The following is a 16,747-nucleotide window of genomic DNA, read 5'->3' on the forward strand; positions in this document are numbered from 1 at the left end:
ATCACTATGTTTAACTCGTCAGGGATTCGGCATCTGTCCCTTATTCCCATCTGGCGGAGGATCCGACAGCAAATCGAGGCGAGCAAACCTCCGACTCCGGAGGACTCGGCGATCCTGCGGGTGCTGGTGCAGGCCCTTGTAATCGTCGGGATTATTGCAACGGATGTGGCGGCAGGGACGACGATGAGCCTTTGGGCAGTCCCCTTGAGCATTCTGGGAGCCACCTGGAGTTGGTATCGCCGCCGCGATCGCAATATTGCCGTTAAATTTTTGCTGGCGATTGGGATGCTCGTCGCCCTCGGTGCTTTTTTTGGGCGCTTAATTGAGGCACTCAACGATACCCGTGTGGTTCTGGCTGAACTGCTGATTCAAGTTCAGGTTCTCCATAGTTTTGACCTCCCTCGGCGCTCGGATTTGGGCTATTCGATGGTGATCGGATTGATCCTGTTGGGGGTAGCGGGAACTGTCAGCCAAACCTTAGCTTTTGCGCCGTTATTATTAATCTTTTTGGCGATCGCCTTGCCGACGTTGGTCTTCGATTATCGATCGCGCTTGGGACTGAAACCGGAGAAACGTCCCACCGGACCCCGGAAAAAAAAGAAAATCAACTATTCTCAACTAGGTTTTTACGGTTTCCTGTTTAGTCTGGTTCTGGCGATCGGACTGGTGATTTTTGCTGTGATGCCGCGCTTTCCCGGCTATCAATTACAAACCTTTCCCGTGAGTTCTCCCATTGAAATTCCCGGAGATTTAGATGGCCGTCAAATTGTCAATCCGGGCTATGACAACGGCGAAGGAGATGGCACCGGGGGGGATGGCACTGATGGACCTGGAGAGATTGATGAAACCTTTTATTATGGGTTCAATAACCGGATGAACCAAAATCTCCGGGGCGAAATGACACCCAAAGTCGTGATGCGGGTGCGATCGCAAGCGGAGGGATTTTGGCGCGTCTTGGCGTTTGACCGCTATACCGGCCAAGGTTGGGAAATCGGTCGCAATGAAGAGGCGACCACCCTACGCCGTCCCAGTTGGTCCTATCAATTTAATGTTCCCATTGACCGGACCCGACTGGGGAGAACTCAGGAAATCGTTCAAAGCTATACGGCAGTTTCGGATTTACCGAATATTATTCCGGCCCTATATGAGCCGAAATCGCTTTATTTTCCAACGGACCAGGTAACCTTCGATACCGAAGGCAGTCTGCGATCGCCCTTGGGTTTGGTGGAAGGACTGACTTACACGGTGATTTCAGAAGTCCCCTATCGCGATCGCAGCGCCCTTTCTCAAGCCCCCACAACCTATTCCCAGGCGATTCGCAATTCTTACCTGCAAGTCCCTCCAGAAATCAGCGATCGCGTGCGCCAACAGACGGAGGAAATTTTAGCAGGGGCACCCAATCCGGTAACCTCTCCTTATGAACAAGCCCTCTACCTGGCTCAATATCTCAAACAAAACTACAGCATTCCCAACGACCCCTTTGGTCTGCCTTTTTTAGGACCCGAGGATGATTTGGTTGAGACCTTTCTGTTCCAGCAACAGGGGGGCTATCCGGACCACTTCTCCACCGTCTATACCGTGATGTTGCGTTCTATTGGGATTCCCTCCCGGTTAGTCGTGGGGTTTGCACCGGGAGAGTTTAATCCCTTTACCGGACTCTATGTGGTTCGTAATACTGACGCCTATGCCATGACGGAGGTCTATTTTCCCGAATATGGGTGGTTTGCCTTTGACCCGATTCCCGGTCATGAAATCATTCCCCCATCCATTCAAGAATATCAGCCCTTTAGCGTGTTGCGGATGTTGTGGCGATGGGTTGCAGGGTGGCTACCTTCTCCGGTGACGGGATTTCTGCAAGCGGTGTTTTCTATCCTCGGCGGTTGGCTGGTGGGGAGTATTGTCTGGCTATTGCGGCTGTTTAGCCGAGGCTGGGTGGGACTCTTGGCCGGTTCCATCTTACTGACGGGTTTGGCATTTCTCGTTTGGTTAGCTTGGGACGGTTTCCGACAGTGGCGCTATCGTCGGTTCTTGGCAAAAATGCCCCCAGTGGAACGACTGTATCAGCAAATGCTGGATACGTTAGGACGCCAAGGATATCGCAAACATCCGGCACAAACCCCGTTCGAGTATGCGCGAGAGTTGCACCAACATCAACCCGAGACTGACTCATCCGCAGTCGATGAGATTTCTCACGCTTATGTGAGTTGGCGTTATGGGGGCAGTGAACCGAATCTTGCTGTTCTCCAGGAACGGTTAAAAGGGTTGAAAAAGCGATCGCAACTCCGCCGAAAGTAGGACGGGTTGGGTTGAGATAAGTGAGGGCGAAAAAACGGATGTTGTTTAACAGTAGACGGTGACGTCCTCACCACATTCATCGGCTAAATAACATAATGCGCGGAAGCGTAGCCCTACAAACTGCTCATAAAATGGGTTGAGTTTACATAAGGGCGGAATGTGAAATAAGACGCGACCACAGATTTTGATATCCCGTTCAAAGGGACATTGAGAGGGAATGAGTTTACACAAGTTATGAGCCATTTGGCGATCGCGAATTTCTAGGCGATCAAGCCACTGCTTGAGTGGACCTAAGGGCTGGAAAAATTGCCGGTGTGAACGATTTTGAACCTTAGAGAGATCGCTTTGTGGGGTCGCTTTTTCAGAAAGCTCTATCCAAGTCATGCGAATTAGATGCTGTATGGTATAATCTAATACATTCATCTGGTTTCCTCTGTTGTTACGAGCGGGTGCTAAGTCAGCACTTGCATGGACATTACAGCCTCTTATCGGGCCAACCCGGATGGCTCTCAATCTATTGACTGCTCCACAAGGGGTTTAGGTTTCCCAAGGGGGCGGTCGGATTCGGCTTTGAGGTTCTACTCTTTAGATCTTCTCCAGTTTTTTTGAAAATGGAACGGACTCCTATCACCAGGATGAATAATCCCTATCACGGTTGAGTAGTGATCGCGATCGCTTTGATTTCGGCTTTTTTGCCCTAGACTAACTCCCGGAACTCGTCTAAATCGAAAAAAAGCGCTAAAAACCCAATTTCTATAACCCCCAAAAAAACCTATTTTTAGGAGACAAATTTAGGTTAATTTAACCTAAATTTAATCTCAATCAATGGGGTTTAGCTTAGGAAATTTATGAAGAAATATTGTGGTTAATTTTAAAAGCCAAACATTTATAACCACTAGACCTCTTCCAAAGTACCGATTTGCTCCCCCTAACCTCCCTTCAGAAGAGGGGGTTAAAAGATTTATTCCAGAGGACTCTTTAAGTTCAGAAGGATTTAGAGCCGCTAGACTCTCAAGAAATGGCCGATATTTTTTATAAAATCCCCCCTGAGAAAGATGAAAAAATTAAGGAAATCACGGAAGATAAAAAATAGAGGCCTGACTGAATTGATGACCAAGCCCACAGCCCTGTAATGCCTTCAGAGGCTGGATTAGATTTAGGAAAAAATTTCCCAAAAAGGCATCTGTTTATTAACATCAAAACAAAAAGCTATCAATGCCAACTTTATGAAGACGGTTAACTTGTCTATTTTACGAACGGTGGGAGTTTTTGCGGTAGGGGGACTTTTAGTCGGGTTCATACCTCTTTCTACACCGGGTCCCAAAAATGTGATGAACCCAGGAGAATCAATCCAGTCACAACCTGGGAAATTAACGGGTTATGTAGAAATACTGTTTACGGAACCTGGAGACCCTTGTATTCAGAGTCAAGAAAGATATCTCCATCCTGGGACGGAAGTTCTGATTCAAAATAGCGATCGCCAGCCGATCGCCACGGGGACTTTAGGGGTAGGGACTCCGCAACCTTTACAAGCTGGGTTTTCTAAAATGACCTGTAAATTTCCGCTGGTTGTAGAAAATATCCCCGAACTTCATGACTATATTATTAAGCTAGAAGGTGGGGAAGAATTCTCCTATTCTCACAAGCAGTTTGAGCAGAAAAACTGGCAGGTGGAATTAACTCTGTTTAGATAATAGTGGGTAATATTTCCGGTAAATTTGCCGGAGTCTCGTCTATCCCCGGGAGATGGCGATCGCGATCGCCATCTCCCGGGGATAATTTTCATATCGGACTCAGAAGACAGGTCCTCTATATTAGAAATCTCCAAAAATTACAACCCATACTATAATAAGTAAAAGTGACTTTTATTTTTTGTCATGCCATGAGCGGCATTCTAAAATATATTGAAGAACACCCCGATTTAACCCTGATGCTTATAGGAATAACTTATGAGCAGTTACAAGATTTATGGAGGGAAGCGGACATTGTACACCTCCAAAAAAAAGCAGAGACTGAGCGGTTAAAAACTACCAAGAATGTCAAAAGGGCAGGCCGGAAAATCACGTTATTGATTCAAGAACAAATTCTTCTATCTTTTGTGTATCTTTACCAATATCCTTCCTGTATCTGGGAGTTCAATTTGGAGTTTGGGAATCTACAGCTAACACCATCTTTCAGTATTGCCTGCCAATTTTAAATGAATTATTACCCCCCAGTATTTTACAACAGGTCAAAAAAAGTGGGAGACCAAGAAGTAGTGAAAGAAATACTCACTCTTCATGAGTTAACAGTAGATAGCACGGAACAGCCCATAGAACGGCCTACTGACAACCAAGAGCAAAAAGAATATTTCTCACGAAAAAAGAAAAAACACACACTAAAAAATCAATTAATTGTTATTGCTAAAGGAGAAGATATTGTGGATGTAAAAATTGGAGAAAAAGGCCCGATTAGTGATATTAAAATATTTAGAGAACAGCAAAATAAGTTTGACCCCAATCAAAAAATTAAAGGGCACAAGGCTTATGTCGGAGGATTCCAAATGTCTACTCTTCATAAGAAACCTAAAAATCAAGAACTAAGTCTCGAACAGAAAGAGGAAAATAAAATCTGTTCAGCTAACCAAATTTTTGTAGAACATTTAATTGGAAACCTAAAAAAATTCAGATTGCTGCCGAAAGATTTAGGCTTATACGCTCAAATTATAAGTTGGTAATTTCCCCGTTATGTGGTTTGGTAAGATGGCGAAGATGAGCCTTAATTTTACCCAACTAAACTTTAAAGGTTGTCAACTGCATATACCGACTAATGAGCGAGGATCATTTGGTTATTTTCAACTTAAATCTCCTCAACCCCCTACATTCTCCTAAATATTAAATGCAGATGAAAAGTAACCGCTCATCCTAGAATCATTGCCAGGTAATATTTTGGGAATTTTGGAGATGTCTATTGTTTAACAAGAGATAGGTATGGCACTCAAACCCGGGTACAAAATAGAAGGACTGATTCCCCGGGAAGACTTGCGCGAGGGCAAGCCTTTAGATGCGGCTGGATTCGCGGTGCATCTTGACCAAGTGCGAGACAACCGCGCCCCGGCAGACTATCAGGAACCGGAACGGTTTTTTGAGCGCACCTATCTCACCAAATACTTAACCGAACTCGCCGCCCAAGTCGTCCGCAGACTCTCGGGCGAAACCACCCAAACCTCAGCGATTTTCAACCTCTGCACGCAATTCGGAGGGGGCAAAACTCACGCCTTGACTTTGCTCTATCACTTGGCGAAACATGGCGCTGCGGCCAATCGCTGGTCAGGAGTTCATAAAATATTAAGCCAAGGGGGAGTGAGTTCGGTTCCGGAGGCGGCAGTGGCGGTATTTGTGGGTACCGAATTTGACTCCATCACCGGGCGCGGTGGCGATGACGGTACTCCCCGGAGGAAAACTCCTTGGGGTGAACTCGCCTATCAGTTAGGCGGGGAAGCGGCTTTTCAGATTGTAGCAGAGCATGAACAGCAGTTTATCGAACCGAAAGGAGATGTGATCCGCAAGTTTCTGCCGAAAGATAAAGCTTGCCTAATTTTGCTGGATGAAATTATCAACTATGCCAGCACTTATCGCAACAGAGGCTATGGCGATCGCCTTTATAACTTCATTCAAGCCTTGTCCGAAACCGCACGAGGTGAGAAAAATGTCGTTTTGGTCGTCTCTATCCCGGCGTCGGAAATGGAATACACCGCAGCGGACGAAGCGGACGAACAGCGCTTTAAGAAAATGCTCGATCGCGTCGGGAAAGCGATTATGATGTCGGCGGAATCCGAAACCTCGGAAATTATCCGTCGCCGCTTATTTGAATGGACTACCAACGCCGTCACCCCTGACGGTAAAATCATGCTACCCAAAGATGCCGATACAACCTGCAATCATTACGCCGATTGGGTGGCAGAATACCGCCAGCAGTTACCCAGTTGGTTTCCCATTGATAGTGCTCGCGAAGCCTTTAAAGCGACTTACCCCTTCCATCCGGCCCTACTCTCGGTATTCGAGCGCAAATGGCAGGCTTTACCGCGATTTCAACGCACCCGGGGGGTTTTGCGGCTGTTAGCCTTGTGGGTGTCGATCGCCTATCAGGAAGGGTATCAAGGTAACCATCGGGACGCCCTGATTGGCTTGGGAACCGCACCTTTGGACAATCCCTTATTTCGCCCAGCGGTATTTGAGCAACTGGGGGAAAATCGCCTAGAAGGGGCGGTGACTACGGATATTTGCGGCAAAAAAGACGCCCATGCCCTTCGCCTGGATGCAGAAGCGAGTGAAGAGATTAAAAAATATCGGCTGCATCGCAAGGTAACCACGGCGATTTTTTTCGAGTCCAATGGCGGCTGTACTCGCACCGAGGCAACAGTTCCAGAAATTCGACTGGCTGTGGGGGAACCCAATGTGGATATCGGTAATATAGAAACGGTTTTGGAATCGTTAAGCAGCGAGTGCTATTACCTGACCGTTGCCCAAACGAAATATCGGTTCACTTTGTATCCCAACCTCAACAAAATTTTAGCAGACCGTCGGGCGAATGTCCAGGGCAGCCGCATTGATGAGCGAGTGCACAAGGAAATTGAGACCATGTTTACCCCCAGCCAAGGGATTCAGGTGATTCATTTTCCCGAACAACCGAACCATATCCCCAACCAAGCGGTGCTAACTTTAGCGGTGATGGCACCGGGACACCCGCATTCGGAGGACAATACCCTCACTTTAATCGAGGGGATGATTCGAGAATCCGGGGCTTCATCTAGGACCTTCAAGAGTGCGCTACTGTTTGCGATCGCCGACTCGGAGGTACAGTTGCGAGAAGAAGCCCGCAAGGTGTTAGCTTGGGAAGATATCCGGGATCAGGAACAGGAGTTAGACGACGCGCAGAAAAAGCACCTCTCGGAAAACCTCAAAAAAGCCCAGCGCGATTTGGGGGAATCGGTATGGCGCGCTTATAAATATCTGGCGCTGTTGGGTAAAGATAATAGGGTGCGGGTGGTGAATTTGGGCTTGGTGACTTCGAGTGCAGCCCAATCTCCGGTGGAGTTGATTCTCAACCGTTTGCGCCTAGATGGGGAGGTTTCAGAGACGGTGAGTCCGCGATTCCTGGTGCGTAATTGGTCCGGTGCCTTCTCCGAGTGGAGTACCCAATCGGTTCGGGATGCGTTTTTTGCTTCTCCCCTCTTCCCCCGATTGCTGAAGGCAGATGCGGTTAAGGAGGCGATCGCACGGGGGGTGAAAGATGGTACTCTGGCTTATCTGGGCAAAACTTCGGGGGATCACTATCAACCGTTTGAGTTCAAAACGGATTTAGCGGGCAGCCAAATTGAGATTTCTGAAGATATGTTTATCCTGAAAGCAGAAGAGGCGTCCGCCTACCTGCAACGGATTACGGACCCCCCGAAATTGAACAAGTTGGTCATTTCACCTCCTAGAGTGCAACTGGAACCGGGTAAGAAGCAAACGTTTACAGTCCGGGGACGAGATCAGTATAACCAAGACATTGCGATCGATGACATCCAATGGACGGCGACAGGCGGGGCGATCGCACCGGATGGGGTTCTCACAGCAGGGGCAGATGAGGGCAACTTCACGGTGACGGCAACGGCAGGAACAATCCAGGCGATCGGGGAATTTTCTGTCAAAGTATCTCAGACTGTTAGTGCGAAAGAGAAGGGGATATCTTATCAAGTCGCCGATGACACAGAAATCCCACCCTTACAACCTAAAGGGTTGAAGTGGACGGGTGAAATTGCACCTCAGAAATGGATGAATTTCTATACGCGAGTTCTGAGTAAATTTGCCAGTGACAAAGCGGTTAAACTCACGGTAAAAATAGAAGTGGCGATCGAGGGGGAAGTTTCTGAGCAAAAGCAGGATGAAACGAAAGTAGCCCTCCAAGAACTTGGACTGAATGACCAACTTGAACAAAGTGAACAAAATGAGTGAGGCCTAAGCCCCTCTCAAACATGGAAGGAGGCGAACATCAAGGACCCGCTGACCCCTGTTCTGTGAATTTAGAGCAAATTAACGATTTAGGGTCGTTTTCGGCCAGGAGGGAGCCGATTTACCCGGGAGTTGACAGAAGATAAACAAATGGATTTATAGTAAGAATAGATATCCCACTTGTTCCTCGCAGGTAAAGGCAGCATGAACCCAGAAGATTTACCCAAAGTTGACAACCACAACGATGAATCCTCCTCCCCCAGGGATCCAGAATCAAACTTAGGCCGAGATGAGTCCGAATCAGGGGAAGAATTGAATGCCATTGCTAAAGCGCTGATGGTCAAGCTGCTGTGGTCTCAGGTAGGGCTACTGGATGAGAAAAATCCGTAATTTTTTATTTACTCCAGAAAAATTCAGGGTTTCGATGCTGGAGTTTTTAAGAAACCTCGGAATTCCAGTTCGGTATTATTAAAAGACTTAATTCATCCAGAAATTAGATTTGGTAAAGACGCGATTAACGCAATGGGTTAATCGCGGTTTTTTTGGTTAATACCAAATCCGGTTGTAAAAAACCTATTTTACTCTTGTAGTTAAAAGTAGGCCCTTCGACTCCCCCCCTTCGACGGAGCTCAGGACAGGCTTCGACGGAGCTCTGGACAGGCTTCGACTGGCTCAGGACAGGCTTCGCCCAGCTCAGAGCCTGCCGAAGGGTCGAAGGGTCGAAGAGTCGAAGGGCCTACTCATTTTTAAAGACCTATCACAACGGAATTCCGTATAAAACTGCGCGGGTTACTCTATAAAAATGACTTTTCATACCCTGATTTAGTATTATTCCTGTGATTTGCCTCCATCAAAAGGACCGATCACTGTTGGTTGAGGTCGAGTAACCTGGACCTGCCATAATGCTTTGATGACGGCTATAAATTCCCGGAAGGTATAGTAAGTCATGGAATCGTTGCGGAAAATTCCCCAATCCGGAGTTCCCAAACCGACTGACTGAATTCCCATTTTGCGACCCGTGTAAACGGCGCGAGGGAGATGATAACGTTGGGTAATTAAAACGGCCTGGTGAATGCCAAAGAGGGAGTGAGCCCGGTAACAACTATCATAGGTGCTCAATCCGGCGCGATCGAGGAGAATATCGCTGACGGGAACTCCCTGTTGTTCTGCATAAGATGACATCGCTTTAACTTCATTATAATCAGGACGGAAGTTGTCCCCCGTCATCAAAATTTTCTGAACGCGACCCAGTTTATACAAGTCGATCGCCGCTTGAACGCGATCGGCTAACATCGGGGTGGGACTCCCATCATCCCAAACTCCCGCCCCAAAAACAATGGCGATCGGTTGCGGGGGAACTTGTTCTATTTCTCGATAGCGATCGGCATAAGTCACGGCATAAACATAGACATTCAATCCCAAGGGAATGACGACCATCGTCAGACCCAAAACCAACAGTAAAACAGGCCAGTTCATAAAATCCATAATCACCTTTACAGATTCCATTTTACTTCTTGAACCAGAAATATATTCACCGATACATGATACACGACTTTTAAGAATAATTGTTTTAAAACCCCGAGGTAATTCGCGGATCACCTCTACATTTTATGGGGAACTTTCCAAAACTGCGTAAATTTTGATTCAAAAATATTTGATAAATTTGGAGAAAGCCCAAAAAATATATTTAGGGAACTCCAACAAATAAAACCCGCAAAACGTTCAACGTCCCCCCTTCAGGGGTTTCTTTAAAGAGGACTCGGTGAAGGAGTCACTACGAACGTTCGGATGATTTATTTGTTGGAATACCCTTATTAGTTTCCATTGTTTTATCATAATTACTGGTTGATAAATTTTTTAGCAGAATCGGCAATTCATATTAGCTGATTAAAGTGGGTTAAAGATTCCGGAAGACAGAGGATTTCGGAACCTTTAACCTAAACAAATATTAAGCAATCTCATCGGGATTGATGCCCAGTTCTTGCAGTTTTTGCCGCACGAGAGTGCTGCGCTGACGTTCGGTATCAATTTGGGCGATCGCCTCCTGAGCACGAGCCCGTTCGGTATCCACCGCCAATAAAGCTTCGGCTTCCGCTTCCTCTGGTGTCAGAACCAGTTCCCCTTCCGAGGTAAAAAACCGCAGATTTTCCTCTAAAATTCCTAAATAAAGCTGCAATTGTTCACTCCAAAGCCATCCTTGCTCATTGGGTTGAAGGGCTTGATATTCCCAGTTCATCAGGTGAAATCCCTGGAACTCTAACGTATAGGGGTCAAACCAAAAATAATCGGGAGTGCGCCAGACATCTTGGTAAACCTGTTTTTTTTAAGGCGCGATCCGTGTGAGCCATACTATCGGAGAGAACCTCCATAATAAAGTTCGGATATTTTCCGTCTTCTTCCCAAATCACCAAACTTTTTCGCTCGCGGCGTTCCGTGTTTAAAACTACGAAAAAATCGGGTCCGCGCATCTCTTCCGATTTGCGCTGGCGGGTACTGTAATAGACGCTCATGTTTGCCGCCACAAAAAAATCATGACGATTTTTCCAAAACCGCTCTAAACAGGCGAGAAGCAGCAGCAATTGTTTAAGGTGTCGATAACTTTCCAGTGGCGGCTCCTTACTCCATAAATCGCCTGGGGGAAAGATAGGAATCTCTGAGGTTTGACTCTGTACCATATTGGTTTCCCCGTTCATGGTTGTTTTGCTCTAGTTTAGCAGATTTTTGGATAAACTAACCGGGGAAGAGGAAGACGGCGATCGCTTCCAATCCTTAAGACTCTAACCCCTGTAAAATGTGGCCATTCTTGGGTTTGAATTCAATCCAGTCAGCGCTTCCTTTCTCGGATAGAGTTTAGTCAAAACTCTTAAAATAGTCTGAGTAGCTGGCTGACTTAGGGGGGACAAATCATTGAAGGTTAAAGAAGACAATTCACTTAAAACTTATGGTTTGCTCCATTTCATCACCCTGAAAGCGAGGTGAATCGGGGAGTAAGATTGAGAGGTTTATTCCTTCAAAATGCAACGGGAGCAATTTGGACAAACCGTGGGGTGATGCCTGCTGTAGGGGGAGTGGTTAGGACCCTCAGTAGCGGTTGATGATTGCCGGATATTGATCATGAGGACTTTGAGGGTGATTCCTAACCTGCCGATTTCTCAGGGGTGGGGCTTTGCCGGTTGAGCAGCCCTAGGGAACCCGTTTGACGTGATCGGGCTGTAAACTATGCCATAGTGGTCAATATCCTGTAAACTAATCAGCGATATTCCGTCTATGGCACTTCAATAACACGCTAAACAGTACAATGATTATCCCAGCAATCGCTATCCTGGCGATCGCCCCCCAACCCCCTTGCTAAATTTGTCTGGCTTACCTCAACTATTCTGACTCCAATCCTCCCGTTTATCATCCCTAAACTGTCCTCTCTATGATGATACCCATTAACTGAGCTTTTATGGAAACGATCCGCCAATCTTTTGCCAGTAAAATAGACGAAATCCTTAAGCAATGGAAAATAAAAGTCCGTTTAGATACTAAAATTGAAAATTCCAAAAAATTGTCTGAACCCGCTCTGACCAATTTAATTCCGGAAGTTTTGGAAGCGATGACAACGGCTTTAAATGAATCAGAGGAAGATGATTTTGAAATAGTGGCCCAAGCGAGTTTAGAACATGGAATCAATCGGTTTGAGCATGGCTATGATGCCGCCGAAATTGCCCGGGAATATCGACTTCTGCGCCAGGTAGTTTTTTCTATTTTAAAAGATGAACTGCTGGAATTACCCAAGATGGAATCTTATCGAGCCTTTCGGATTATCGATGCGGTCATAGACCAAGCAAGTGCTTATTGCTTTCATCAATTTGTAGAAGAGCGGACCCGAAAGCTAGAAAATCTTCAGCAGCAAATTACCCAGAATAATGAAGAATTAACCCGGTTGCTTAGTCTGAGCCAAGAAAGTTTTTCCCAACTGGCCCATGAACTCAAAACCCCTTTAAATTCAATCATGGCTTATTCCCAAATGATCCTGCGTCAGCAACAATCGAGAACCGAAGAAGATTCCATCACGATTGAGAGAATTGAGCGAGTCCTGCGGGCTTCCCGACAATTGCTACAACTCGTAAATAATTCCCTAGAAATATCTCAGGTTGATGCGGGAAAGACTCAATTAAAATTGATTAAAATCGACCTCATTTCTGTAATTGCGGCTACCCTAGAAACCATTGAACCCCTGGCTGAAGCTAAAGAATTATCAATTATCATAAGCAACGATCTCGCTCCCGAGCAGGTGATTACGGATCTGTCTCGCTTGCAGCAGATTTTAATCAATCTGCTGAGTAATGCAGTCCGCTACACTGAAACGGGTTCGATTACGGTTATCTGTGAAAGCCTTCCTGATGACAAATGGTTGCTGGGTATTAGGGATACTGGAATCGGAATTGCTCCAGAAAATATAAAGCGAATTTTTCAGCCCTTTTCCCGCGTGGCCCACCGGGTTTCTCAACAAGCTGAGGGCAGTACCGGCTTAGGATTGACTATTGTCTCCCAGCTTGTTGAACTTCTCCAAGGAGAAATTCAAGTTGTTTCTAAACTCGGTGAAGGGTCGGAATTTATCATTATTTTCCCCCGTGAAATCAAGCCCGATCAGCCATAAAATACAGTCAGTAATTTATTATAAATATTCGCTAATATGAAGGAGGGTTTTTGGGGATGAATAGTTTTGGAAAGCCTATAAAATAGGCTAATTTATGGATAGGAAAGAAAAGAAGGACAATATCTATTCCAAAAAAATAGATGTTATCCTTTTTTTCTGCTCTAAATTGCTCCCGGAACCTCTTGAATTTTCCCGGAGTTTACTCACCCTCTGTTTCACCCTGAAAACCCAGGGTCTCCCTTGACCTGTTGTCTACTCAACATCAATTTCGCCGGAGAGTAATTTACTCAAGAGTAACTCCCGAGTTAACTTGAGGTTAGTTGTTTTGGCTTGTAAGGTTTGGATTTGCTCACAGAGGGGGTCGAGGGTTTCGATAAACTGATGGTGGGTTGCGGAGTCAGGAATGGCGATCGGTAATTGTCGAAACCAGCCGAGATTGATTTCGCGGTACATTAATCCTGATGCCAGGTTAAAAATGCGATCGCGGTTTTCCTTAATCCAAAAATATAAATAGTAAGCCGATAACCGCTCATTGGGGATACAAGTAATAAATCCTTGGTTGGTACAAGCCGTGGTGGTATTAATTGCGACAACCCCAATGGTGGCCCGAGATGTCATCATCACCGAATACGGGGGGAATGTGCGAATTTTACTGCCCTGTTGCCCCACCTCGGTAATTTTGTGAGTAGAACCGGAAATAAACATCGTTCCCGCTGTGGTTAAATCCGTGGTTCTGTACCAGACTAATGTTCCATTGGCCCAATATTCGGGTTTTTTCTTTGCTGGGGTATCGCCGCTGAGGGTTTCGATCGCCTCCCCAATCGGTGCGATCGCCCATCCCACCGGAAACAATTCCTGGCCGGTCACTTGTTGTTCTTCCGGCGTTGCCTCCCGCCATTCCACATTAGGAATTCGCCATTTCGTAAACCACTCCTGATAGATACTTTGCGCCATCTGTTCGAGTATCTTAATCCGCCGTTGGTTGTTAGAAATCAAGTCATCATAATCCCTCATAATGGCTGCTATTTTCTGTTGCCTACCCAAATCTGGATAGGCGATCGGCATTCTTTTTAGGGTGTTTAAACTGATATAACATTGAACAACCCCCGCCTTTCTGGCCTGTAACGCATTTTGAAAAATCGGACCTTTTACCCAGTAATAAAGATAAGGAGGCCAGAGAATGCTAGGATTAGGTCTTAAAATAGCTAGACTACTAGAAATCCCAAATAAGTCATCGGATTTAACTAAATAGGGTTCTCCAATGCTACCAATGATCCCAAATAAGATATCCCCGGCTTCGGGCTTGCGAATTGATTGGGTATTTTTACAAAAATAGCGGTCAAAATCTGTTTCGGATATCCGGTCCACCTTGGAAAGTTTTAACTGGCCCGGTTTAATATTTTTGGCGGTTAAATACATAATACCCTCTTCTTGCCTTTTAATTTTGGCATGGGTACCATCTCCAATCAGGCAAACTTCGCCAATCTGTTTTTGCGTCCAATTGTTTCCTTGTGTCACGGTTTTAACTGGCCAGTATAGTACCAGACTTTAGAAGTAAGCAGTCCGCCATCCTGGAAAAAGGGGAGGAATGAGGAAGTCCTAAAGTGGTTTAATCCTTCATTCATTTCCCTTCACCTTTAAAAAGCGCTCAATCGTTTTAGAAATTCGCCCTTCTAGTTCTCTCGCCTCGACGGTGAGCATCTCAAATTCGTCATGGAGTTCTTGTAATTTATCCTGAAAATTAACATCGTCTTCAGGTTGGGGGGCGATACCCACATACCGTCCCGGATTCAAGCTATAAGACTGTTCAGCAATTTCTGAAATCAGGGCGATTCGGCACAAACCGGGAACATCGCGATAGATATTGTTAGGAAAGGTTTCCTCCCAATTGGGTAAAGTCCCGTAAGCAGGGACCGCAGGATTGTACCGAGTATGTTCCGGTAAAGTTGCCACCGATTCAACGGATTGTCCGCGATACATTCGGACAATATTCCCTAAAAATTGAATTTGTTCATCGCTAAATTGGCGGTGGGAACGGTAAACGTGTTGATAGAATTGACGAGCATCGATAAATAGCACTTTATCTTTGCGGGGGTTATTTACTTTGGCGCGATCGAAGAACCAGAGTGTACAGGGTAAGCCTACCGTATAGAAAAAGTGAGAACCCACAGCGACGATCGCCTCTAAAACCCCCTCATGAATCAGTTTTTTGCGAATTTCCAACTCCAGTCCGCGAGCATCACTGGGGGAATTTGCCATCACAAAACCCGCCCGCCCCTTGGCATTTAAGGCGCTATAAAATAATTGAATCCACAAATAGTTGGCATTATCAACCCGAGGTAATCCCAACGGAAATCGGGGGTCGTTTTTGATTTTTTCTTTGTCTACTTTGTCTACATTAAAGGGCGGATTGGCCATAACAAAATCGAATTTACCCACACAATCATGGATATCTTCATAATAGGTATTGCTTTGGCGAATATCTCCGGTGAGTCCGTGGATTGCCAGGTTCATCAAGCAAAGTCGCACATTATCTGCAATTTTCTCTTGTCCATAAATTCCGATGTCAGTGCTAGGATTTTTCTGCCGTTTTTCTACGAAGGAGGCACTTTGAACAAACATCCCCCCACTGCCGCAAGCCGGGTCAAAAATTCGTCCGTGATAGGGTTCGATAATTTCAACAATCAGTTTGACTAAAGAGGTCGGGGTAAAAAATTCACCCCCTTTTTGTCCTTCACTCATGGCAAAATTGCTGAGGAAGTATTCATAAATTCGCCCAAAGGCATCACCTTCGATATCCAAAGCGATGGTATGAAAGTCTGTCAGCAGTTGCCGGAGGATCTCGTTACTGAGACGGTGGTAAGTTTTGGGGAGGATGTTTTTCAATGCGGGGTTTTCCGCTTCGATCGCCCGCATCGCACTATTGAGTTCTTCCCCGAGGTTGGCTTCGGGGGGTCGATTCAGCAGAGACTCAAACCGCGCCTGGAGGGGAATGGATAACACCCGTTCCCGTTCCCGTTCCGCTACCGGGCGATCGCTTGTGTGATAGCGCTGTAGGGCTTGGGTAAACTTATAGTCAGCATAGCGCAGGAAAATTAATCCCAGTACCGGCAGGGAATATTCCGACGGTTTGAGTTTGGAATTGGCACGCAATTGATCCGCCGCGTCCCATAGGCGTTTTTCAAGTTGATAGTAGTCTGGCATCGGTGAGTTTTCCCCTATCTGTGAACGGTATTTGAGAGCAGAGACCTTGGAGACTTACCTCCCTAGGGTATTGACATAACTTTTATTGTATGGTAATTGTGGCCCCGAGACTAATAATTTTTTCAACAAAGAACCCGGGTCCCCTTGAGAATGGGGCTATCCCGACAAAGCCTCTCCTGGGCGGGCTCATTTCCCGAAGGCTGGAGTCAGTATAGGATTAGGTTTGACTGTTCATAGAATTAGCGCATTATCAGTCCCTTCTGTGTCTTGATCCTGGATGAGTAAAGTGGGCCAGCGGATTCACAGGGGCCAACTCCAGGGGACCCTTCAAATCCCCCCTCTAACCGCTCAAGGTAGTTAGAGCTAGTAGTGGGCATCTGTTGCGACAAATGATACTACTTTAGTTTGAGTTTGAATAGTCACAGCCCCCGGATGGAGGAGAGATTCATAAATCGCCCCTAGGTACTTAATCCGCACTCCCTCTTGGTTCCCCAAATTTAGGCGAGATTTTCTTTCAGACTTTACTCGAAGTGAGAAAAGAATTCAGCTACAGGGAAAAAGCTTTGCCGGTGAAGGCTAAGAGTAAACGGGCCTGACCAACTGGATGGGGTATAACCGGGGCGGATGC

Annotated in this window: 12 protein-coding genes and 1 pseudogene; 8 read left to right on the forward strand and 5 right to left on the reverse strand. The window is 46.1% G+C overall.

The annotated features are described in order from the left end of the window. Nucleotides 1-6 precede the first annotated feature (6 nt). Entirely contained in the window at nt 7-2,295 is a 2,289-nt protein-coding gene (locus NG795_RS19235; protein WP_367290264.1) for a transglutaminase TgpA family protein, read from the forward strand. 45 nt (nt 2,296-2,340) lie between these two features. Here NG795_RS19235 and NG795_RS19240 read toward each other — a convergent pair whose 3' ends face one another. Further along, on the reverse strand, nt 2,341-2,718 hold the full coding sequence (locus NG795_RS19240) for a Mo-dependent nitrogenase C-terminal domain-containing protein (protein ID WP_367290265.1): 378 nt from the start codon (nt 2,716-2,718) through the stop codon (nt 2,341-2,343). An 803-nt stretch (nt 2,719-3,521) separates the two neighbouring features. On the opposite strand from NG795_RS19240, the gene NG795_RS19245 reads away from it, so the two are divergent. The 6 genes from NG795_RS19245 to NG795_RS19270 all read left to right on the forward strand — a co-directional run bounded on the left by NG795_RS19245 (nt 3,522) and on the right by NG795_RS19270 (nt 8,660). Beyond that, the gene (locus NG795_RS19245) at nt 3,522-3,989 is read left to right on the forward strand and encodes a hypothetical protein (protein WP_367290266.1); all 468 of its coding nucleotides are present in this window, start codon (nt 3,522-3,524) and stop codon (nt 3,987-3,989) included. A 2-nt stretch (nt 3,990-3,991) separates the two neighbouring features. After that, nucleotides 3,992-4,144, forward strand: coding sequence for a hypothetical protein (locus NG795_RS19250; protein ID WP_367290267.1), 153 nt, complete (start codon nt 3,992-3,994; stop codon nt 4,142-4,144). Nucleotides 4,145-4,153: 9 nt separating this feature from the next. Next, nucleotides 4,154-4,492 (forward strand): hypothetical protein, encoded by a 339-nt coding sequence (locus NG795_RS19255; RefSeq protein WP_367290268.1) that lies wholly within the window; start codon nt 4,154-4,156, stop codon nt 4,490-4,492. 42 nt (nt 4,493-4,534) lie between these two features. Continuing rightward, nucleotides 4,535-5,011 (forward strand): transposase family protein, encoded by a 477-nt coding sequence (locus NG795_RS19260; RefSeq protein ID WP_367290269.1) that lies wholly within the window; start codon nt 4,535-4,537, stop codon nt 5,009-5,011. A gap of 253 nt (nt 5,012-5,264) precedes the next feature. Beyond that, nucleotides 5,265-8,273, forward strand: a complete 3,009-nt coding sequence (locus NG795_RS19265) for an ATP-binding protein (RefSeq protein ID WP_367290270.1) — start codon at nt 5,265-5,267, stop codon at nt 8,271-8,273. A gap of 201 nt (nt 8,274-8,474) precedes the next feature. Beyond that, nucleotides 8,475-8,660, forward strand: coding sequence for a hypothetical protein (locus NG795_RS19270; RefSeq protein ID WP_367290271.1), 186 nt, complete (start codon nt 8,475-8,477; stop codon nt 8,658-8,660). 438 nt (nt 8,661-9,098) lie between these two features. On the opposite strand, the gene NG795_RS19275 is transcribed toward NG795_RS19270, so the two are convergent. Together NG795_RS19275 and NG795_RS19280 are read right to left on the reverse strand one after the other, a co-directional pair. Then, nucleotides 9,099-9,776 (reverse strand): SanA/YdcF family protein, encoded by a 678-nt coding sequence (locus NG795_RS19275; protein WP_367290272.1) that lies wholly within the window; start codon nt 9,774-9,776, stop codon nt 9,099-9,101. A 442-nt stretch (nt 9,777-10,218) separates the two neighbouring features. Then, nucleotides 10,219-10,945, reverse strand: a pseudogene (locus NG795_RS19280) (Uma2 family endonuclease). Nucleotides 10,946-11,718: 773 nt separating this feature from the next. Here NG795_RS19280 and NG795_RS19285 point away from each other — a divergent pair. Then, a complete protein-coding gene (locus tag NG795_RS19285; protein ID WP_367290273.1) occupies nt 11,719-12,915 on the forward strand; it encodes an ATP-binding protein in 1,197 nt (398 codons plus the stop codon). Nucleotides 12,916-13,167: 252 nt separating this feature from the next. Here the strand turns inward: NG795_RS19285 and NG795_RS19290 are convergent, their stop codons facing one another. Both NG795_RS19290 and NG795_RS19295 read right to left on the reverse strand, forming a co-directional pair. Then, entirely contained in the window at nt 13,168-14,433 is a 1,266-nt protein-coding gene (locus NG795_RS19290; RefSeq protein WP_367290274.1) for a restriction endonuclease subunit S, read from the reverse strand. Between the two features lie 99 nt (nt 14,434-14,532). Further along, on the reverse strand, nt 14,533-16,119 hold the full coding sequence (locus NG795_RS19295; protein ID WP_367290275.1) for a type I restriction-modification system subunit M: 1,587 nt from the start codon (nt 16,117-16,119) through the stop codon (nt 14,533-14,535). Nucleotides 16,120-16,747 lie beyond the last annotated feature (628 nt).

Source organism: Laspinema palackyanum D2c, from assembly GCF_025370875.1.
Classification (GTDB): domain Bacteria; phylum Cyanobacteriota; class Cyanobacteriia; order Cyanobacteriales; family Laspinemataceae; genus Laspinema; species Laspinema palackyanum.

Excerpts from the sequence above, each read along its gene's own strand:
- NG795_RS19235 (WP_367290264.1), top strand. The coding sequence starts at position 7 with ATGTTTAACTCGTCAGGGATTCGGCATCTGTCCCTTATTCCCATCTGG.
- NG795_RS19240 (WP_367290265.1), bottom strand. The coding sequence starts at position 2,718 with ATGAATGTATTAGATTATACCATACAGCATCTAATTCGCATGACTTGG.
- NG795_RS19245 (WP_367290266.1), top strand. The coding sequence starts at position 3,522 with ATGAAGACGGTTAACTTGTCTATTTTACGAACGGTGGGAGTTTTTGCG.
- NG795_RS19265 (WP_367290270.1), top strand. The coding sequence starts at position 5,265 with ATGGCACTCAAACCCGGGTACAAAATAGAAGGACTGATTCCCCGGGAA.
- NG795_RS19270 (WP_367290271.1), top strand. The coding sequence starts at position 8,475 with ATGAACCCAGAAGATTTACCCAAAGTTGACAACCACAACGATGAATCC.
- NG795_RS19275 (WP_367290272.1), bottom strand. The coding sequence starts at position 9,776 with ATGGAATCTGTAAAGGTGATTATGGATTTTATGAACTGGCCTGTTTTA.
- NG795_RS19285 (WP_367290273.1), top strand. The coding sequence starts at position 11,719 with ATGGAAACGATCCGCCAATCTTTTGCCAGTAAAATAGACGAAATCCTT.
- NG795_RS19295 (WP_367290275.1), bottom strand. The coding sequence starts at position 16,119 with ATGCCAGACTACTATCAACTTGAAAAACGCCTATGGGACGCGGCGGAT.